This is a genomic window from Bacillus sp. DX3.1, assembly GCF_030292155.1.
Lineage (GTDB): Bacteria > Bacillota > Bacilli > Bacillales > Bacillaceae_G > Bacillus_A.
Genome location: NZ_CP128153.1, coordinates 994757 through 1014892, shown reverse-complemented (window position 1 = coordinate 1014892; position 20136 = coordinate 994757). Strand labels below are relative to the sequence as shown.

The window sequence follows — 20136 nt, the reverse complement described above, 5'->3', positions numbered from 1 at the left end:
CCATCTTTAACATACTTTTCCTTATTATAATGGTATAATAAAACAGAGGAAAAAGGAGAGGAGATCATTATGGCAACGATTGGAATTGACTTAGGAACAACAAATAGTTTAGTAGCCTATTGGACGGATAATGGTGCAGCCCTTATCCCGAATGCACTTGGCGAATATATTACACCATCGGTCGTCAGCGTTGAAGAGAGTGGTGAAATTTTAGTCGGACGCATCGCCAAAGAACGGCTTATTACCCATCCGCACGTTACAGCATCAACGTTTAAGCGATTTATAGGAACAGAAAAAAAATACGAGTTAGGTATGTACACATTTTCTTCAGAAGAACTCTCATCTTTTATCATTCAATCTTTAAAACAAGATGCAGAAGCTTATTTAAACGAAGCGGTTACTGGTGCTGTCATTAGCGTACCTGCTTATTTCAACGATGCTCAGCGCAAAGCGACAAAACGAGCTGCTGAAATTGCTGGATTAAAAGTTGAACGTCTCATTAGTGAGCCAACGGCAGCTGCTATCGCTTACGGACTGTATCAGGAAGCGGCAGAGACAAAATTTCTTGTATTTGATCTAGGCGGCGGTACATTCGATGTGTCCATTTTGGAATTATTTGAAGGAGTGATGGATGTTAAATCGATTGCCGGCGATAATTACCTTGGAGGCGAAGACTTCACAAAAAGTCTAATGTCCTTTTTTTTAGAGTCACACCAGCTCGATTCCGATTCCCTTGACTCAAAAACTCTATCTTTAATTTATACACAAGCAGAACGTTGCAAACTTACATTATGTGATGAACCTGCCGCAAGTATGAAAGTCGTTATTGATAATAAAACGTACGAAACGCGTATCAATAGAAGTGAATTTGAAAAATTAGTAACCCCGCTTCTCTTACGACTTCGCTACCCGATTGAACGCGCGCTTCGCGATGCGTCGCTAAACCCTAAAGATTTAGATGCTGTCATTCTAATTGGCGGTGCGACAAGAATGTCACTTATTAAATCCGTCATTTCTAAAATGTTCGGACGTATGCCTTATGCGAATATTAATCCTGATGAAACGGTTGCTCTAGGCGCTGCGATTCAAGTTGCCTTAAAAGAACGAAACAAAGCGTTAGAAGAAGTCATCTTAACTGATGTTTGTCCATATACGTTAGGAACAAACGTTGTTCAAGAATTTAGAGACGGTACAAAAGAGTCCGGATACTTCTTACCCATTATCGAGAGAAATACACCGATTCCTGTAAGTAGAGTGGAGCGACTTTATACCGTCAATGATAGACAGAGATCCATACGTGTCGATGTGTATCAAGGAGAAAACCGTCTAGTAAAAAACAACTTGAAACTTGGTGAACTCAACATTAAAGTTCCTCCCGCTTCCGCTGGGAAAGAATCTGTTGACGTACGTTATACATACGATATTAATGGTATTCTCGAAGTCGAATTGATAAGTACAACAACTGGAGAGAAAAAAAGAGCTGTTATTCAACAAAATGCTGGAAACCTTACAGAAGAAGAAATCGAAGCTAGACTCTTGGAATTAAAAGAAATTAAAATTCATCCACGAGACCGGTCTGAAAACCGATTATTACTCGCAAAAGGCGAACGGCTCTATGAAGAGTTACTCGGTGACGAACGCCAGAAAGTCGCTATCTTGTTACAACGATTTGAACATGCGCTTACAACGCAAAATGATAAAAAAGTGAAAGAAGCCGCTCATATATTCAAAGAACATTTAGAGAATATAGAAAGGTGGATCGGTCATTCATGAGCATTTGGGAAACGTTAGAAATTGAGCCTACCGATAATGTTGCGGCTATTAAAAAGGCTTATGCAAAGCTTCTAAAGATTTATCATCCTGAAGACGATCCTGAAGGATATCAGCGACTGAGAGAAGCATTTGATAAAGCGATAAAAAGCGCAAAACAAATGAAGAATACACCTCTCTCTCAACTACAAAAAACGGATGAAAACGAAGAGAATTTCTACATCAATCCTGTATTTCCTTCACAGATTGATAATAACGCTGAACTTGCCGCTACTCTCGTTTCAGAACATCCCGTTCACGCATTTATGGAAAAAATCGAGACGCTGTATAACGATTTCTTTGCACGAATCGAATTGAAAAATTGGGAAGAATTATTAAGTTCCGATGTGATATGGGACGTAGAATATGCCGAAGCGCTTCAAGATAGATTAATAGAATTTTTACAATATCATTACCATTTCTCCCGCTCGACTTGGGAACTTTTCGACAATGTATTCCGCTTTAGTGAACAAACAGAGGAATTGGAGTTTGAATATGGTGAAGAAACAGTACAATTTCTTCTAGAGAGAATTAGCGGTGCGAAGGAAATGCATTACGATATTTTCAAGAAAAGTAATGATTTAGATTTCGAAGCGTATTTACATTTGCGTGAGGAAGCCCAGCGCACACTTATGATCAATAACTTAGAAGCGGCAAAAAGTGCGCTCGATTTTGCATACGAGCTTTATCAAGAAGATCCGGACCTTTTACGCATGCAGGGCATTTATTATTTGCGTACAGAAAATAAAGAACGTGCGTTACAATCATTCAATGACTTACTTGTCATTTACCCGGATGACCTAGATGGTTTACTTTATCGGGCCCAGATTTACTATGACCGCGGGCAGTTTGCAGATGCTATCAAGGACTGTGAGCATCTACTGTCGATTGAGCCGGAGCATATGGACGCACAATTCTTAATAGTGAAGTATTCGTTCGAATCAGGTGATATAGAAACTGTAGCCACTAGGGCGTTGGATGTGGTAAAGCGTTATGTGGAACGCTTCGAATTTCGTTCATACTGTATTCGAATTCACACTGAAATTCCAGAGAAGAGACAGAAACAAGAAATAAATATGAAGTTTATTATCCGCTATGCGCTATACTTTTTATTTCTATTTATTAGCCGCACCTGGGTTTATTTGCTCTTTATGATTCTTATTGTTTTAACCCCATTACCATCTAAATATGCATTACTTCTCCTATTCCCACTTATTTGGGAAGCATGGAAATTCGTTAGGCTTAAAACATTAGCATAAGGAGGAGACAGAATGCCTGTTTTATATAAAAGAAAACGAGAGAAACAGCTCGAACTATATTTCCGCTGTCTGTCTTCCGTTTGTTTGAATTGCGTTTACCTTACAAACTATTTTACCCGATATGAATTTACCCTTATCAGAGACCGCTTTATTGGGAAACGTTTTTTGAAGAACGTGTTATGGACATGGAAGATCGAAAATTCGACGGAGTTAAAAGAGAAAATCATTTGGTTTTTAGAAGAAGGAACACGGCAGGAATTTAATCGTATACGCCATCAATTGACTCCTCTTTCCGAGGCAGCGCGAAAGCAATTATCGAAAGACCATCCTGACTATGAAAAACTTTATATTGCTAATTACGGATTACACATTTTGACGGATTCCGGAATTGCAGCGTTTGATTATGCATGGTGTATCTGTTTATGTCGGGTCGGTAGAAGACTCGGTTATTTATCAAAACAGGAAGCAAAGAACTTTATGATACAGGCTGCACGACTTTCACAACATTCTTATTCGGATTGGCATGAGTATTTTAACGCCTTTCGTATCGGCAGCCACTTTAACGCAAATGATATAGAATTCATAAATAAAGATAAGTATAATATTAATTACGTATCGCACTTGTTTGATTATAAAAAAACTCTATTGAGTGTTGTTCCATGGGAAAATAATCTACTTAAAGATTTAAGTTAAATCATGCTATGCTTCTTAACCAAATTGATAAAAAATCCTAGGAACTATGATTTTCTAGGATTTTTTATCAATAATTTTCATCGGCATATGTTCGATTAAATATTTTTCCAAATCGTTCCCAATTCGTCTAGGTAGTACTTCTGTTCAATTTTTTTCACGATCTTTAGATCGGCGAAAGCTTTCCATCAACATGAGATGAAAAGAGCCTACTGATGGAAACTTCACTTTATATAACCCTTTCCTAAAATCCCCCCTCTACAAACCGCCCATACTCCTTCAAAAACCGCAGCTTCATCATCCCAACCGGCCCGTTCCGATGCTTCGCCACATGAATTTCTGTTATATCCTTGTGCTCTGTCTCCTTATCGTAATAATCCTCCCGATACATCAGCATAATCACATCCGCGTCCTGCTCAATCTGCCCTGTTTCCCGCCAAAACAGCAAGTTGTTATGGCAAGATTTTCAATGTATAATTATGGTATTATTTGTTTTTATGAAAAAATACGGGGGAATTTTTAATGAAAAAAATCATACTAGGGGCACTTACAAGTTTCTTTTTATTAGCTGGATGTAATAATTCTACTGAAAGTAAACCAGTCGATACAAAAAAGACTGCGGCAGAAGAAACAACGAAATCTACAAAAAATGAGGATAAACAGGATACGAATCCGAAAAAAACTGAAGAAGTTTTATCACCTACCAATCAGAGTACAAAAGATTTCATCACACGATTATTAGTAAAATCAGAAACACCTGCTGATATTATGACAATACAAATACAAGATGATATGAAACAAAAACTTGAGGAAATTAATAAAAAAATGCAAGCGAGTCTTCAAAAAAATTATACGTGGTACATGGAGTATATAAAAGCAGCACAGCCTGGAGAAAGATTAGCATATCATGAAAATATGGGAATTACACAGGAAGAATATGAACTGTTCCTATCATCTGATCAATATATGAAACTTGTTAAAGGACAAGAAGGGAAAATTCGCTTCAAAAAGATCAATAGCAATGTATACGAGATTCAAACTAGCTCTCCAATCAAATTATTAAACAAAGTTCAAATTGATTTTGCCAGCAATACATTAAAAACAGAGTTTGGTACACTAAATTACGATGATAAAGTCGAAGCTTCCGATGCTCAAAAAATAACTGGCAGATGGAATGGTGAACAGTGGAAACTAAGCACCGGTAGCTTCACCGCAACGTATGCAATTGGTCAACTTGAAGACTCCCAAAAAACAATTATTTATATAACAGCAAAAGGCCTTTTAGATGGAAAAACAATCAATCAAGATCAAGTGATTGAATTTAAAGCACAATAATTCATAAGATAAAAAGGATAGATAGTAGTAGAACATTCTACTGCATCTATCCTTTTTTATTTATAAATAAATAAAAACATATTAATCAAAGATACATTAAGATAATTTTTGGATACATTCTTATTCAACTATAATTAAAAATACTGAAACCCGGAGTACAAATCTTATTCTTGATTTGTACTCCGGGTTTTAACATACATAGAAGCCTCCAAAATAGTATATATTATTTACCTTTCTTTCAATGTCTTTTTTATTTGCTCACTTATTCCACTCAGCGCCGGACTTAAAGATGAACACAAAGATTCTACGATTGGATAACGAATTTCTTTACGATTTAATTCTTCTAACAATCCTTCTATTAATACTTTATCTCTGCCTACAACCCCACCCTGAAGTTTTTTTAATTCTTCTACAAGGGATTCTCTTTGTTGCATTTCTTCATCCATTTCTATAGAAAAAATAGCCTGTTTTGTTTCCATCATTTCTGCCAATATAAGCTCTACATAGCGATATATAAGATGGATTACTTTTTGAGGGATAATCGATTTTTGTGATGATTTACTAATCACAATTACAGTTTGTAACATGCCATAGAAAAATGACATCACTTCTTTACTATATGGGCGTATTACTTCCCCTTTGACCTCAACCAATCGCTCTGCCATCCACTGAATGTCCCTTTTTTCTTCTTGAAACACCATCTTACGTAAATCAGTACTTTGCCCTTGACGGATCGTACGAATTAATTCATTTAAATAATAGGAATAAGTGCGAGTTAAATAAAGTATAAGTTGTTCTTTAAAAATCGCTTGATTACTTCGTAATTGATCAATCAATAATTGATCGAGTTCTTCTCGAATTTTCCCATATGTTTGTTTAATAATTTGTGCAATACATTCATCTTTTGATGAAAAATACTTATAAAAAGTCCCTTTAGAAATGTTTGCTGCATCCAATATATCCTGTAAAGATGTATGTTCAATCCCTTGATTTACGATAAGCTTCAATGTTTGATTCGCAATTTGTTGTTGTTTAGATTCCATTTCGTTAATCCCTCTACTTCATCTTATTTTATTTCATTTTAACATAATGAACTCGATGTATAAAAAATATACTTAAGGTTTACACCTTAAAAATATTCGTATACAATGTGTTAAGTATGAAAGGAATGATGCATTTTGGAACAAAAAACAAAAAAAACACCGTATTTCATGATTACTATCATGATGATTGGATCATTCGTAGCGATTTTAAACAATGTCCTGTTAAATAACGCCTTACCTATGATTATGAAAGATTTACATGTAGAACAATATTCAACAGTACAATGACTTACAACAGCTTATATGTTAGTCGCTGGGGTACTTATCCCGACAAGTGCATATTTCATTACGAAATTTAAAAGTCAACACGTATTCATTACAGCTATGTTTACTTTTACAGTTGGGACAATTTTAGCTATTTTTGCAAATACATTTTCCCTTTTACTCATTGCTCGTATCATTCAAGCAATTGGTGCAACTGTCTTATCGCCACTTCTCATGAATGTCATGCTTGTGAGCTTTACTAAGGCAGAGCGTGGGAAAGCATTAGGAATCTATACCTTAATCGTTATGTTTGCGCCTTCTATTGGTCCAACGATTTCAGGATTTATTGTTGATAGCTTCGGTTGGCGTATGTTATTTATTGCGGTTACTCCATTTGCTATTATTAGCTTAGGACTAGCAATCTGGAAATTAGAAAATGTATTAGAACAGCGAGATACAAAAATTGATGCAATTTCGGTTGCATTATCAACAATCAGTTTTTCAAGTATTTTATACGGATTTAGTAGTGCAGGTACAAAAGGATGGGGAGATATCACTGTTTACGGTCTTATCATTTTTGGCTTTGTGATACTTGCTATTTTTGCAATTCGACAATTCAAAATTGAAAATCCATTATTAGATTTACGTGTCTTCAATTATTCGATGTTTTCTTTAAGTTCGATTCTTTGTATTATTTTATCAATGATTATGTATTCAGGAATGATTTTACTTCCTTACTTTTTACAAACGGTTCAAGGGCATTCTGTTTTAATATCAGGGCTTGTAATGTTACCAGGTTCGTTATTAACGGCTCTTTGTATGCCTTATGTAGGTAAATTATATGATAAATTTAGCGCCTTACCATTAGTTTTGATCGGTTTCCCAGTCATTGGGATTTCAACTTACTTTTTGGCAATTTTAGAGTTTGATACTTCAACATATTATGTGGCAACTTGGTTTGCTGTACGTAATATAGGGACAGCCTTAGTCATGATGCCAATTCAAACGAATGCTTTAAACCAATTGCCAAACCGTTTAAATCCTTCGGGTACAGCCGTCTATAGTACGATTCAACAAGTTGCAGGTGCAATCGGAACAGCTGTTTTTGTTACATTAATGACTACATATGCCGCAGACCGTACACGAGAATTAAGTACAACAATGGATGCTGTTATGGCAGGTAACCAAGGATTATTAGACGCGATTAACTACACATCTCTTGTAACAATTGGATTAGCAGTCATCGCCACTATTTTATCTCTCTTCATTCGCAAACGTATTAGCGAGGACTAAGTTTAAAATTTTTATAACGAATTAATCTGAAATAAAAAGACACTCGGTGAAGTGTCTTTTTTATACTCCTAATGTAGACCTCAATTCGATTACATTACCTACTGCTTGAAGAAATTTTTGATTAGCAACTTCTTAGTCTTATCCAGACTGTCTGAAAAAAGAATCAAGATCATTTTAGGTAGGAAACTCACTAGTCAATTTTTAACCACCCTTCCCCTCCACAAACCTCCCATACTCCTTCAAAAACCGTAGCTTCATCATCCCGACAGGCCCATTCCGATGCTTCGCCACATGAATCTCTGTAACATCTTTGTTCTCAGTATCCTTATCATAATAATCCTCCCTATACATCAGCATAATCAAATCCGCATCCTGTTCAATCTGCCCTGTCTCCCGCAGATCAGACAAAAGCGGACGCTTATCGTAACGCGACTCCACCGCACGGGACAGTTGCGACAGTGCTACTACGCACACATTCAAATCGCGTGCCATCAACTTCAACTTACGGGAGATTTCACTCATTTCCTGAAACCGATTTCCCCTATATTTCGAATCACCTGTAATAAGCTGCAAATAATCAATAATGACCAGCAGTTTTTTATTTGCATGCTTTCGTTTCAGCTTTCGTACTTGTATCCAAATCTCCTGTGTTGTAACCCCCGCCTTATCATAAATCTCCAGGGGCAGATCTCCGATTTCCGCAAATGCTTGGCTTGTTTTTCTCCAGTCTTCTATCGTAAAACGATGCTTTGGATTTTTCAGCCTTTTCCCCGACACCTCGCCGACGCAGGAAGCCATCCGTTTCAGCAGTTGCTTGTCGCTCATCTCCAAAGAAAACAGCCCAACTGCCGCACCCGATTTTGCCGCATGAAGCGCAATATTTAAGGCGAACGCCGTTTTTCCCATAGAAGGCCGTGCACCAATCACAACAAAGTCGCCTTCTTGCAAACCGCTCGTCATCTTGTTTAAAGCTGAAAAGCCGGTCTCAATGCCTATGAGCTCCTCTGTTTCCTGATAAAGCTCTTCATACAAGCTGACTAAAGCATCCTTCAGCTCAAAATCCAGTGTACAATCCACCTCTTCCAGTTCACAGAGTGCCGTAATCGTCTCGCCGATTATTTTCTCATCCTTCTCTGCAAGAAGCCGTTCACTCATACTTTGTGCCATGATTCCCGCATGATGCATTTTCCATGCGCTCCGAACAAGCCCCTCATAATAGGAGAAGTTGGCAGTAGTAGGAACACTCTCGATTATATTTACAAAGTATTCAATACCGCCAATTTGTTCCAAAAAGGAGGGTTCCATTTTAGAAACAAGCGTGACAAGGTCAAGCGGCTGTCCGTCTTCCTCTATTTTCCGTATCAACTTGAATATGGCTTGATGCACAGTCACAGAAAAGTGCCGCTCGGTCAGACGACACTCCTTAACAAGTTCACCATCGAGAAGCAAAGATCCTAATACCGTCTGTTCAGCCTGGGCGTTTTGAATACTCACGGACGCCACCCCTGTTCCTGTAAGAACTTCTGCAACTCTTCTTCAGACGGTACATTTTTCTCCCACTCTTCACACTCCTCCAAAAACTTCTCAGTCTCATGACTGGCAGACGGTTCCTTCTTCCGGAACTTCACTGTCGCTTCCTCTACTTCAATGAGCTTCGTATATCCCTTTCCGTGCCAATCTCGTAAAATGCCCTTCACGTAAGCAAGCGTCCGCTTGTTGTTTTCATGCGCAATCTGGAGTGCTTTCAGTACAAGCTCCTCTGACAAATCTGCAATCCATTCACTTAATTCATCCGCAGTATAAGGTGATAAACTACCGAAGTTTTGTTCATAAAACATGAATACACTGCTTCCTGGATCCATTTCTTCTACTTTTTCATCTGCTTCACAGCTTTCAATGGGTTCTTGAGGAATAGCCTGAGACGCTTCAACCGGCATGCCGAAATGCTCTAATAATAGCGGAATGCTCAGCTCTTCCTCCAAGCATTTTTGAAGAAACATATGTACAAACTTTTTGCTTTTCACAGCCTTTAACTCACGCAATACGCATTTCTCAACATTCGTGTTCGTGACTGGATTATAGCGCAACCAATTTTGAATGTATAACTCCTTCGTTTCTGCATCATATAATATTTTTCCATATTCGATGAACCGCTGCAGTAACTTCTCGACAGTCTCTCTGTTGTAGCCCGTTTCCATTTCCGCCAAACGCTTCGGTAACGGATAAATACCGCATTGCGTAGTTTTCGAACATGTCAGCAAATATATATAAAAGTATCGCTCCTCCGGCGTTAAGTCCAATACAAAATCATCCTGCCAAAAATTCACCTGTACATTACGGTATACTGCCATGTTTATTCCCTCCACTCTTTAATGGTAAATAGGAAATTGCCGTTTCCTTCATGTATATAAGGATGAGGGAGGGAATTTGGTTATATAATTTTATATTTTTAAAAATTACTACGACATACATTCTTTTTGAATAATGCTTGTAGTAGTTTTTTTGTTTTGTTTTTGTAATGATTTATTACTTGTAAGGGGCTTGGTAGGGGTTTGGAAGGGGCTGTTTTATGCAGAAGAAAACCAGCGACACTCATTTGGGCGTTGCTGGCTTGCTTTTAGATTATCAAATACAATAGATACAATAACCCTGTCTATAATTTAAAAAGAGCGCACTCTATATTTTGAATGCGCCCTTTTATTTTACTCTCTTATATATATTGGGTACTAGAGAAAACAAAAGCTAATTAGCATTTGACTTATAAACTCTACGATTAACATACAACCTTGTAAGATTATCTACCTCTACATAAAATTTACCAGATGAAACTAACTTAAGTTCCCCAAATACTATAGCAGGGACTCCGCCTTTCCACTTCCCCTTAATATTACCCAAAGATAACCAAAATTTCCTTTTAACCTTTTCATTTAACTTAATGCTAAAGTTTTTATATGGATATCTCTTATCAGAGTTTATCCATATATCGTTATCTGAACTATGAAGAAATCCCCAAAAGAAACCTTGGACACCACTTTGATGTACAGTAAGTGAATTCCAAGAATTGACCATATTCTCAAGTGGTATTTCCTTATTATCAATAGTTATTAAAACTCCTTGCTTATCAAGATTATTATCTAAAACACAGTCTAATATCCTTTTAAGAGTCCATTTCTTCTGTATCTTTTGTGTTGGATCTTTATCATAGATATTCTGATTATTACCTGTTTTTCCAAAGTCCTCTGTTTGATCATCATCTTCAGAATGTATAGTGCTACCAAAGTAATCCTTAAAAAGGATACCTATATTATTTGTATCAGCCTCTATTTTATTTTGAGACACCCTACTCTCATCAGTATTAGCGGAAGTATTAGATTTCTTTAAATTACAGTCTTTATCATGTTTTGCAGAAAAACAAGGTTCTTTTCCATCTACTGATTTTTTCCTAAACCAAGCATTTTTCCCACATTCTCTACAAATTATTAACCCCTTTAATTCAAGTTGTTTTTCTTCGGACATATTCTGAACTTGATAAGCAGAGTAAATTTCTCCTGTCTTTCTATGCTTAACTGCATCCATACTTAATCTCTCCCATATAAATATCTTCAAATCACTTGTAGAAATACTCTCCTGTTTAATGAGGCCAATCTTAGGATAATTGATTTTTAATCTCCAATTTTCCTCATTCATTTATAAAAAAACAGACTTCTAAAATCTTATGAAGTCTGTTTTTTGTAATCCACCTATATTATAACATTTCTTTCCTAATGAGTTCTCTTATAAAATTTCTAAAATACTCTTATTCACAACTATTTCTACTTTTTGTTTTACCACTATTTGTGATACGGTTCACCGTATCGTTGGATAGGGTAAACTAACTAAACAAAGGGAGATACCAAACATATTAATGATATCTCCCCTTATATATCATGCAGATGGATCCTCCATATTCGACACAGGTTGAATATGAATACTTGGGTGTTCAGCAATAGTCACTAACATTTCCAAAGTACCCTCTAAAAAATCATCTATATCTGCCCACCTTAATGGAACACGTGCCCCTTTTGTGAAAGTATAAGTTGATCTTCCATACGAGATACTTTTATTAGCATTACTATAAACCCCATTATTATGAATTGTATTACGTACATTTCTAATAACATTTAGAAGGCGCATGAATTCATCTTTTTTTGTTGGGTTCAATTGATTCAATAAATCTTTATATGTTTCATAAAAATTATCTTTCTCTAACCCTAACCCTTTAGCTGTTACTCTAATAGTACTCTCTACTGACATATGTAATGATAGGAAAAAACCTCTCTTTATTCCTGCATGAAACTCATTTAGTATATTTTTTTTAACAGTATTCTTTTCATTCGTTGCTAAATTTGAATCTGGTAATAATTTTTGTTCTGGAACCCTTTTATAGTACTTAGAACGCCCTAAATAAATTCCCGTTCTTGCAAAATCCAAAGAATTAGCTATTTTGCTTAATCCAGTTAACCTTATGTCCTTTCCTTGAATCCAGTTATATTTACTGGCTAATCGATCATGTTCATCACCATATGCAATACGATATTCTGTTAGTCTATCCGCAATCTCCATATGACTTGTTTCTGCCATATTAATGACACTCCCTTCATTTTAACCTTCTTCGTCCTCAAAGCCATGCCTAGCACCTTTATATTGCCATGAGATATCTCCAAAAACATTTCCTTATCTAAATGTAGATCCGACTCTTTTGCATTTTTTCGGGGTTGTTCTGCTATCACAGGTAAAACAATATCCTCGATCATACTCCCTGTAGTTATGTTCAAATTCAAGTAATGCTTCTTCTCTGTTTTTAAAATATAGCCATCCTCCATCACGAAGTAAGCCATTCAATTTCTGGTTCTGGTGCAAACACTCCAAAACACTTGTAAGTAACCTCCTAAACTTGGACATATTGATACTAGTACTCTAAAAAAGGATGTGATTGGTATGGAAAAGCAAAATCTATTCAAGTGGAAACATTATCAACCGGATATTATTTTATTAACCGTGAGATGGTACTTACGGTACAACCTCAGTTTTCGTGATTTAGTCGAAATGATGGAAGAACGCGGGCTATCCCTTGCTCATACAACTATCATGCGATGGGTTCATCAATATGGTCCCGAATTAGATAAGCGAGTACGACGTCATCTTAAGTCAACCAATGATTCTTGGCGAGTCGATGAGACGTATGTGAAAATCAAAGGTCAATGGATGTACCTATATCGTGCTGTTGATTCAAAAGGAAATACAATTGATTTTCATTTAAGCAAAACAAGAGATCATAGGGCTGCAAAGCGTTTTTTCAAGAAAGCTTTGCAGTCTTTTCATGTTTCAAAGCCCCGTGTGATTACAGTAGACAAAAACCTGGCCTATCCTATAGCGATTGAAGAGTTGAAGACAGAGAAAAAGATGCCTGTAGGCATCCAAATAAGGCAGGTAGAATACCTTAATAACATTGTAGAGCAAGATCATCGTTTTATTAAAAAGAGAGTTCGCTCAATGTTAGGATTGAAATCTTTTCGTACAGCTAAATCTATTCTTTCAGGAATAGAAGCGATGCATATCATTAAAAAAGGCCAACTTATTTTACGGGACAAGTCTGTCCAAAATGAAATGAAGTTTATTCATCAACTATTCGGAATGGCTGCATAAGAATAGATTCCATTAGGAATCTATATACCTCTTTCAAATAAATGCAATCTTTGCACCAGAACCGGATCAAGCAGCCAAGAAATCATATTTGAGTGCCTAATCTCAAACTTATCTACTCGCAATATTTTAAAAGGGTTAAAACGATTAAACTTACTATGCAATTTCTCAAACTCAATCGAATTATCTAGAAGCGATAAAATTTCAAAGTTGTAGTCCATTTCTAACACCACCATCATGTATTATAAAAAACAGAAAATAAACCATTTTTCCAGTTTTATTCCAAATATTATCGCATTACAACAATACGTTATCTCTCTGTCATGTTACACATGTAGTATAGCACAGTAGATTCCATCACTTCTTTTATCTCATTCAGTTCAATCACACCTTCTACCGTTTTAGATCATTCTCCTTCGATGCTCTTTTTTATTAGTTTCATTACATTCAATTCTAAACTTAACTGTTACTTGATCGTAGAATAACTCACTCCAAAATTATCTTTATACACATGTGTGTAAAATTTATGGGAGTGAATGTTACGGATTTTTGAACAAATTAGAATATAAATTGTTTTTTTGGTTAAAGGATATATAATTAGTTTGTGAAGTATTTCACAATTCATGCTTTACAGGAGGATTTATAATGAAAGCAGCAGTAGTAAGTTCAAAAAATCCCGGTAAAGTAGATATTATTGAAGTAGAAGTACCAAAACTAGAACCTGGCCAAGCGCTAGTTGATGTTGAATATTGTGGTGTTTGCCACACTGATTTACATGTAATAAAGGGTGACTTTGGAGATGTTCCGGGTCGAATTCCTGGACATGAGGGCATTGGAATTGTGAAAGAAATTGCAGATGATGTCAAGAGCTTAAAAGTTGGAGATCGTGTAAGCATCGCTTGGTTCTATCAAGGATGTGGAACGTGTGAATACTGTCTGACCGGTAGAGAAACCTTTTGCCGAAGCGTAAAAAATGCTGGATTTAGTGTAGATGGGGCAATGGCAGAGCAGTGTATTGTAGCAGCTGACTATGCTGTCAAAGTACCTGATGGATTAGACCCCGCTCAAGCAAGCAGTATTACCTGTGCAGGTGTAACGTGTTATAAAGCCATTAAAGTTTCTGATATTAAGCCAGGTCAGTGGATTGCGATTTATGGCTGTGGTGGATTAGGTAACCTTGCTCTTCAATATGCGAAAAATGTATTTAACGCAAAAGTAATTGTGATAGATATTAATGATGATAAATTAGAACTAGCAAAAGAAATGGGTGCAGATCTTGTTTGTAACCCTCTAACAGATGGTGATGCAGGTGAATGGATTCAGGAAAAAGTGGGCGGGGCACATGCGGCGGTTGTTACAGCTGTTTCAAAAATAGCGTTTAACCAAGCTGTAAACTCTGTCCGTGCGGCATCTAAGGTAGTCGCTGTTGGGTTACCACCTGAAACTATGGATCTAGAAATTGTGAAAACAGTGCTAGATGGAATCCAAATAGTAGGATCTCTAGTTGGGACAAGGAAAGATTTAGAGGAGGCTTTCCAATTTGGTGCAGAAGGAAAAGTAGTTCCAATTGTAAAAACTAGATGTCTTCATGAAATAAATGATATTTTTGAAGAAATGGAAGCAGGAAAAATACAAGGTCGTATGGTTATAGATATGCATAAAAATTAATAACAATCTAACACAACTTAACTCACCAATCACTCATGTATTGCCACATACACTTCAGACATATGGTGAGAAAAACCGATTAAATCAGATGTAATTTAGAGAGAGCAACCAAGTTATTGGCTGCTCTTTTATACGTTTATAAAGAACGTCTGAGCCATAATATTTGATAGCTGACTGGACTCCATAGATATACAACAGTAAGATTTTGCATTAAAGGGGGTTTTCTTCATCTTCCACTGATCATTAGCCCTCACGAATCGGGCTTTTACGGACAGTTTATCCCCCACCTATCTTCTTTGGTTTCCTTAGAATCTTGAGGTGGGGGTATTACTGCCCACGAATAGCGGGATGAAAATAGGGATATACAGGATAGATTTGAAAAATTTATCAAAAATCATCATACGGAAGTCTTCTTTTATTAAAAATGCTTCATGATTTCCTCCATCCCTTTAAACTTTTTTAGCCCTTCTCCACATTTTTCATCATTAGAATTCCTTATATTTTCCAACCACTTCTTCTCTTCCATTGAAAGGTTACTTTTCACTCTTTCTACTTCCTCTAAAAGCTCTTTGATTCCCCATACCACAAATACGTACGTATTCCCGTTTGAAATTACTTCAATTTTTTTCACCAGAAGAAAAGAAATATCTCTAACAGATTGAATTGTAGGTAGTAGGATACTATACATACCTCTTACTCGATTTAGAGAATGGGATTTAAAAATAAACCGATAGTTCGTTACATATAACTTTCCACCAATAGCTTCTTTTTTTCTAAAAGGACTGTGTTTGATTTTCTCCATTCCAAAATCTTTAAAATTAATGATTGCATTGGCTTTCCGTTCAATCACAACCCTTTCTCCTTCGAACAATTCGTTTTGTTCTAACCGCATAAATATCCACCTCCCACTGTATCACTTAAAATACTTTTCATACCCCTATTCACTCTTAAACTCCACTGGCCCAACATCCATAAGGAATTTTCCATCCTCATATAACAGCGGTGAAGCCTCAGAATGATCTTGAGAATAGCTTTCTACATGAGAGATTTTCATTTCGTTTTGATTTGTAAAGTCAATATGCGCAATACATACCCAATAAGCATTATCATTTCTTTCTAATAAAGGAGCTGTTACGACATTCCCCATATGATTATCTACAACTGCCTTTGCTTTCATAGAATAGAAGCTACCTATCCCATTTTCGATGGCACTATATGCAGCAAACAAAACATACTTCAGAGCTTCAGGCCGATAAATACGAATCGTTTCTTTACCTGGTTCTTGTGCATCTCCATCAAGTACAATATATGGTGACACATTAGAAGACCCTAAATTTCTATAATAAATCTTTCCTATTTCTCCATTCTTTGTCACATAGAAACAATATAAATCCAAATCCTTATTTGTCTCCCATTCAAGAGTAGCCGTTACCATCTTAGATTTTTGTATATTAATAGATTGTTTTTTCTTCAATTCAACCTTCGTGATATTCATAGATGTTTGTATCGGTGCTGGAGTAGGCATTGTTTTTTTCTCTATAGGAGGAGGTACTTGCTCTTCATCATCAGCAACCTCTATCCCGAAATTTTCACATAAAGCTGCTAATCCGCCAAAATATCCCGATCCAATAGGGTTGAATTTCCACTCTCCTGCATGTCGATACAATTCGCCTACAATAATGGCACTTTCATCTGTGAAGGAGGATGTAATAAGGAAATTAGTAATTTCTACTTTCGTTTGTGCATTCCTAATTCCCAATTGAATGTGAGTAACATCTCGGAAGAAGTGTTTCTTTTCCTCAGCATGATGAATTGTAATCGAAAACACAATTTTTTGGACTTCATCTTTCATACGAGTAAGATCCAACAAAAACTCTTGTTTATTCCCACCTGAAACATCTTGATTTAATTTGATTGATTGACAACTAGAATACGGTTGTCCATAGAATACAAAATCTTCTTCTTTTGTAATTTTCCCATTCATACCTACTAGGAAAGCAGATGCATCTACTTCCATATTCACCAGAGCATTCCAATTTAATCCTACTAGTAAACTACCGACTCCCGGATGAGCCTTTGTAATATCGGCCTTTTGTCCCCTCACTAAAGTATGCACCATCATCATTCCCCCATCTTAAAAATGTCATATTTTTCTACACAATTCGATTATACCCTTGTTTTTCCAATTTCAGAGTATAAATATCAAATTAATAATTTCAAAAAAGTCTATATGACCTCATAAAGTGAAACTTTGATCAGTGGGGGTTTTCTTCATCCCCCACTGATCATCAGCCCTCACCAATCGGGCTTTTACGGACAGTTTATCCCCCACCTAACTTCTTTGCTCCTTGCAGAACTTTGAGGTGGGGGTATTACTGCCCGTTAATGCGGGATAAATTCTTTCCACAAAAATGAAATTTATAAATTTCAAATCATATACTGTTTAAAAGCAAAAAGGAAGTGACTCCCATGTACTACGGAACAAAGGGATGGTATGTAGCAGAGCTTAAAAAGTTAGGGATTCGTTATTATGAGGGGCGGAAGTTGGAGAGTTACCGGGGGCATGTTTTGCGAAACTTATTATTGCGAACGCAGGAAGAGCAGCAGAAACAATAATTTGTCTATACTGAAAGGGCTGCTCTCCTCTTAAAGTAGAGGAGAGCAGCCCTTTCAACTAAAAAAATGCTTGATATTGCATGTACGTAGAACGTCATTTATGAGTTTATTTTCGAATCCACTTCTATAATCTGTATGAAACAATATCAACAAGTAAAAACAGTGTTCGGTATGATAGCCATCTAGGGATGTCCTCATGTAAGAACTAGGATGAATCCTATCCTCTAGAAAATCTGGAGGACAGGCTCATCTGTAAGACTATCAATTTATATGGGTTTGCTTTAAGTTAGTTGTTGTTCAGCAAATTTTCGATATAATTCATGTGAGTGGATTAATTCATGGTGTGTCCCGCTTCCTGTTACTTGCCCTTTTTCGATGAAAATGATTTGATCTGCATCAACGATGGTAGATAATCGATGGGCAATGACGAAGGTGGTTCGCCCTTCCATTAATCGTGATAGAGCTTCTTGGACAATACTTTCCGATTGGCTATCCAAACTTGCGGTGGCTTCATCCATCATGAGAATTTTTGGATCTCGTAGAAAGGCCCGTGCGATAGCAATTCGCTGTCTTTGTCCACCTGATAATTTTACGCCGCGCTCGCCGACTTCCGTATCCAATCCATGTGAGAAAGATTTGATAAATTCATCAGCATATGCCATTTCTGCGACTTCCCATAAACGTTCATCTGATATATTTCCCCAACCTTTTAGTCCATAGCATAAGTTTTCTCGAATGGTACCAGCTATCATTGCACTTTCTTGTGATACATAGCCAATTTGACTACGCCATGATTTTAATGATAACTGATTGATCGGGGTGTTCCCAATTCGTATTTCACCAGATGTTGGTTTGTAGTATCGTTCTAGTAATCCGAACATCGTTGTTTTTCCGCCACCACTTGGTCCAGCGAATGCAATCATTTGGCCAGGCTTTGCTTCAAAGGATACGTCTTGGATAACGGGCTCTTCTTCACTGTAAGCAAACGATACATGTTCGATATGAACAGGTTCATTAGAAATATCTATATCTAAACCTTCTTGACCTTCTTCTAACGGAAGTTCCATGATATCAATGATTCGTTCTGTTGCTCCTTTTGCTTTTTGAAGTTGTGTAAAAAACATTGCAAAAGATGTGATCGGATAAATGATTTGAAAAAGATATAGTAGAAAGGCAACGAGAGAACCGGTTGACATCGAGCCGTTTGCTACTCGTATTCCTCCATAACCAATGATCATAACAATGACAATCATAATGACTGTGTACATAATTGGACCAATAAGGGCAAATATCTTTGCTTCTTTTAGTCCATACGTAAGCAAATTGCTCACGCCTTTAATTCCTTTTTCTTCTTCAAATTTTTCTGCATTGGAGGATTTCATTAAGCGAATCTCACTAATCGTCTGTTGAACACTCCCTGAAAATGTTGCAGTTTCGTCTTGTAAACTACGAGAAATTTTGGACATTTTCCCTCCGAGAGGCATCATGATCACCATTGTGAGAGGAATAGAAATTAACATTAAGAGAGTCATTTTCCAGTCCATTATGAGTAAGATGATAATGGCTCCAATAATGGAAATGATTCCTGTTATAAATTGGGGAAAGTGCTGTGAAATTAAATCTTTTACAATTCCCGTATCGTTTACAACACGACTTACTGACTCCCCACTTTGTTGTTTATCGAAGTAGCTTACTGGTAATCGAATGAGCTTTACCCACATTTTCTCTCTTAACCGAGCTACAATTTTTTGACCAACTGAAGCTAACAAATAAGTCGATAGTCCATCGATTACACCTTGTAAGAGAAAAACAGCTGCAATAGCAATAATGAGAGTGATAGAAATGGATGCTGTAGAGAAACCATCGACGAGTTCTCTTGTAAGCAATGGAATAGAGAGTCCAACAATCGTTGTAATGATACTCCCTATTAATCCAATCGTTAATGTCAATTTTGGTATATTGGTTGATAAAATAAGGTTTATAAATGGCTTCAAGCCACCTTTTTGATTTTGCATTTATTTTAACTCCTTTGAAAAAATGGTGACGAACACCTCTCATAATGTTGAGGTGTCGTCTATTTGATTCATTATAACACTTATAAAAAAGCACCAGTATGAGATTCGTTTATAGCTGCGATTTCTTCAGGTGTTCCTTCTGCCACAATCGTCCCACCTGCATCGCCTCCTGCTGGGCCAAGGTCAATAATCCAATCTATTACAGCCATATCTATGTCCTGGTAATGGTCTGCCAAATGCTTTATTAACGCTATCAATTCGTCTTTCTCTAATTCCTCACACACATCTTGTAACGACAAATCTTCCATCATATAAGAATGCTCCTTTCAAACTTTTATCATACGAGTTTAGCTCTCATTGTATTAGGTTGCAAACTAAAACTGCTATACATAAATCTATTTTGATTTTTCGACATAGAGCCGCGGCTACGGATAACAAAAGGTAACCTGCACTCGTTTTCTC

At 36.7% G+C, this 20136-nt stretch carries 16 protein-coding genes and 3 pseudogenes; 9 read left to right on the top strand and 10 right to left on the bottom strand.

Annotated features, from left to right (window positions below; all coding sequences use genetic code 11):
• The first annotated feature begins 69 nt into the window (after positions 1 to 69).
• From QRE67_RS05015 to QRE67_RS05005, 3 genes are read left to right on the top strand one after another with little or no spacing between them, the layout of a single operon-like run.
• A complete protein-coding gene (locus QRE67_RS05015) occupies positions 70 to 1773 on the top strand; it encodes a molecular chaperone HscC (RefSeq protein WP_286123806.1) in 1704 nt (567 codons plus the stop codon).
• Positions 1770 to 3068, top strand: a complete 1299-nt coding sequence (locus QRE67_RS05010) for a J domain-containing protein (protein WP_286123805.1) — start codon at positions 1770 to 1772, stop codon at positions 3066 to 3068. Before QRE67_RS05015 ends, QRE67_RS05010 begins: the two co-directional genes overlap by 4 nt.
• 12 nt (positions 3069 to 3080) lie before the next feature.
• On the top strand, positions 3081 to 3761 hold the full coding sequence (locus tag QRE67_RS05005; RefSeq protein WP_286123804.1) for a DUF1266 domain-containing protein: 681 nt from the start codon (positions 3081 to 3083) through the stop codon (positions 3759 to 3761).
• Between the two features lie 241 nt (positions 3762 to 4002).
• Here QRE67_RS05005 and QRE67_RS05000 read toward each other — a convergent pair.
• Positions 4003 to 4194 (bottom strand): annotated as a pseudogene (locus QRE67_RS05000) (DnaB-like helicase C-terminal domain-containing protein); the annotation flags it as partial.
• A gap of 86 nt (positions 4195 to 4280) precedes the next feature.
• On the opposite strand from QRE67_RS05000, the gene QRE67_RS04995 reads away from it, so the two are divergent.
• Positions 4281 to 5093, top strand: a complete 813-nt coding sequence (locus QRE67_RS04995) for a hypothetical protein (RefSeq protein WP_286123803.1) — start codon at positions 4281 to 4283, stop codon at positions 5091 to 5093.
• 227 nt (positions 5094 to 5320) lie between these two features.
• On the opposite strand, the gene QRE67_RS04990 is transcribed toward QRE67_RS04995, so the two are convergent.
• Positions 5321 to 6136: a TetR/AcrR family transcriptional regulator gene (locus QRE67_RS04990; RefSeq protein WP_286123802.1), complete on the bottom strand. Its 816-nt coding sequence runs from the start codon at positions 6134 to 6136 to the stop codon at positions 5321 to 5323.
• 135 nt (positions 6137 to 6271) lie between these two features.
• Between QRE67_RS04990 and QRE67_RS04985 the strand changes: the two genes are divergently transcribed.
• Together QRE67_RS04985 and QRE67_RS04980 are read left to right on the top strand one after the other, a co-directional pair.
• The gene (locus QRE67_RS04985) at positions 6272 to 6424 is read left to right on the top strand and encodes a hypothetical protein (protein WP_286123801.1); all 153 of its coding nucleotides are present in this window, start codon (positions 6272 to 6274) and stop codon (positions 6422 to 6424) included.
• Between the two features lie 12 nt (positions 6425 to 6436).
• Positions 6437 to 7693, top strand: a pseudogene (locus QRE67_RS04980) (DHA2 family efflux MFS transporter permease subunit); the annotation flags it as partial.
• A gap of 201 nt (positions 7694 to 7894) precedes the next feature.
• Here the strand turns inward: QRE67_RS04980 and dnaB are convergent.
• From dnaB to QRE67_RS04960, 4 genes are all read right to left on the bottom strand, one after another.
• Positions 7895 to 9187, bottom strand: coding sequence for a replicative DNA helicase (gene dnaB / locus QRE67_RS04975; protein WP_286123800.1), 1293 nt, complete (start codon positions 9185 to 9187; stop codon positions 7895 to 7897).
• Positions 9184 to 10044, bottom strand: coding sequence for a DnaD domain-containing protein (locus tag QRE67_RS04970; RefSeq protein WP_286123799.1), 861 nt, complete (start codon positions 10042 to 10044; stop codon positions 9184 to 9186). The genes dnaB and QRE67_RS04970 overlap by 4 nt, the downstream gene beginning before the upstream one ends.
• 391 nt (positions 10045 to 10435) lie before the next feature.
• Positions 10436 to 11269: a hypothetical protein gene (locus QRE67_RS04965; protein WP_286123798.1), complete on the bottom strand. Its 834-nt coding sequence runs from the start codon at positions 11267 to 11269 to the stop codon at positions 10436 to 10438.
• Between the two features lie 348 nt (positions 11270 to 11617).
• On the bottom strand, positions 11618 to 12313 hold the full coding sequence (locus tag QRE67_RS04960) for a hypothetical protein (RefSeq protein WP_286123797.1): 696 nt from the start codon (positions 12311 to 12313) through the stop codon (positions 11618 to 11620).
• A gap of 357 nt (positions 12314 to 12670) precedes the next feature.
• On the opposite strand from QRE67_RS04960, the gene QRE67_RS04955 reads away from it, so the two are divergent.
• On the top strand, positions 12671 to 13378 hold the full coding sequence (locus QRE67_RS04955; RefSeq protein WP_286123796.1) for an IS6 family transposase: 708 nt from the start codon (positions 12671 to 12673) through the stop codon (positions 13376 to 13378).
• A 642-nt stretch (positions 13379 to 14020) separates the two neighbouring features.
• Positions 14021 to 15043: an alcohol dehydrogenase AdhP gene (gene adhP, locus QRE67_RS04950; protein ID WP_286123795.1), complete on the top strand. Its 1023-nt coding sequence runs from the start codon at positions 14021 to 14023 to the stop codon at positions 15041 to 15043.
• A gap of 418 nt (positions 15044 to 15461) precedes the next feature.
• On the opposite strand, the gene QRE67_RS04945 is transcribed toward adhP, so the two are convergent.
• Both QRE67_RS04945 and QRE67_RS04940 read right to left on the bottom strand, forming a co-directional pair.
• Positions 15462 to 15935 (bottom strand): hypothetical protein, encoded by a 474-nt coding sequence (locus QRE67_RS04945; RefSeq protein ID WP_286123794.1) that lies wholly within the window; start codon positions 15933 to 15935, stop codon positions 15462 to 15464.
• A 45-nt stretch (positions 15936 to 15980) separates the two neighbouring features.
• The gene (locus QRE67_RS04940) at positions 15981 to 17162 is read right to left on the bottom strand and encodes a TerD family protein (RefSeq protein WP_286123793.1); all 1182 of its coding nucleotides are present in this window, start codon (positions 17160 to 17162) and stop codon (positions 15981 to 15983) included.
• A gap of 292 nt (positions 17163 to 17454) precedes the next feature.
• Between QRE67_RS04940 and QRE67_RS04935 the strand changes: the two are divergent.
• Positions 17455 to 17659, top strand: a pseudogene (locus QRE67_RS04935) (YflJ family protein).
• Positions 17660 to 17940: 281 nt separating this feature from the next.
• On the opposite strand, the gene QRE67_RS04930 reads toward QRE67_RS04935, so the two are convergent.
• Both QRE67_RS04930 and QRE67_RS04925 read right to left on the bottom strand, forming a co-directional pair.
• On the bottom strand, positions 17941 to 19674 hold the full coding sequence (locus QRE67_RS04930; RefSeq protein ID WP_286123792.1) for an ABC transporter ATP-binding protein: 1734 nt from the start codon (positions 19672 to 19674) through the stop codon (positions 17941 to 17943).
• An 80-nt stretch (positions 19675 to 19754) separates the two neighbouring features.
• Positions 19755 to 19985, bottom strand: a complete 231-nt coding sequence (locus QRE67_RS04925) for a hypothetical protein (RefSeq protein ID WP_286123791.1) — start codon at positions 19983 to 19985, stop codon at positions 19755 to 19757.
• Positions 19986 to 20136 lie beyond the last annotated feature (151 nt).

Coding starts and splice junctions, on each gene's coding strand:
- QRE67_RS04930 (WP_286123792.1), bottom strand. CDS start 19,674: ATGCAAAATCAAAAAGGTGGCTTGAAGCCATTTATAAACCTTATTTTA.
- QRE67_RS04995 (WP_286123803.1), top strand. CDS start 4,281: ATGAAAAAAATCATACTAGGGGCACTTACAAGTTTCTTTTTATTAGCT.
- QRE67_RS04965 (WP_286123798.1), bottom strand. CDS start 11,269: ATGGATGCAGTTAAGCATAGAAAGACAGGAGAAATTTACTCTGCTTAT.
- QRE67_RS05010 (WP_286123805.1), top strand. CDS start 1,770: ATGAGCATTTGGGAAACGTTAGAAATTGAGCCTACCGATAATGTTGCG.
- QRE67_RS04960 (WP_286123797.1), bottom strand. CDS start 12,313: ATGGCAGAAACAAGTCATATGGAGATTGCGGATAGACTAACAGAATAT.
- QRE67_RS04945 (WP_286123794.1), bottom strand. CDS start 15,935: ATGCGGTTAGAACAAAACGAATTGTTCGAAGGAGAAAGGGTTGTGATT.
- QRE67_RS04955 (WP_286123796.1), top strand. CDS start 12,671: ATGGAAAAGCAAAATCTATTCAAGTGGAAACATTATCAACCGGATATT.
- adhP (WP_286123795.1), top strand. CDS start 14,021: ATGAAAGCAGCAGTAGTAAGTTCAAAAAATCCCGGTAAAGTAGATATT.
- QRE67_RS04990 (WP_286123802.1), bottom strand. CDS start 6,136: ATGGAATCTAAACAACAACAAATTGCGAATCAAACATTGAAGCTTATC.
- QRE67_RS05015 (WP_286123806.1), top strand. CDS start 70: ATGGCAACGATTGGAATTGACTTAGGAACAACAAATAGTTTAGTAGCC.
- QRE67_RS04940 (WP_286123793.1), bottom strand. CDS start 17,162: ATGGTGCATACTTTAGTGAGGGGACAAAAGGCCGATATTACAAAGGCT.
- QRE67_RS05005 (WP_286123804.1), top strand. CDS start 3,081: ATGCCTGTTTTATATAAAAGAAAACGAGAGAAACAGCTCGAACTATAT.
- QRE67_RS04970 (WP_286123799.1), bottom strand. CDS start 10,044: ATGGCAGTATACCGTAATGTACAGGTGAATTTTTGGCAGGATGATTTT.
- QRE67_RS04925 (WP_286123791.1), bottom strand. CDS start 19,985: ATGATGGAAGATTTGTCGTTACAAGATGTGTGTGAGGAATTAGAGAAA.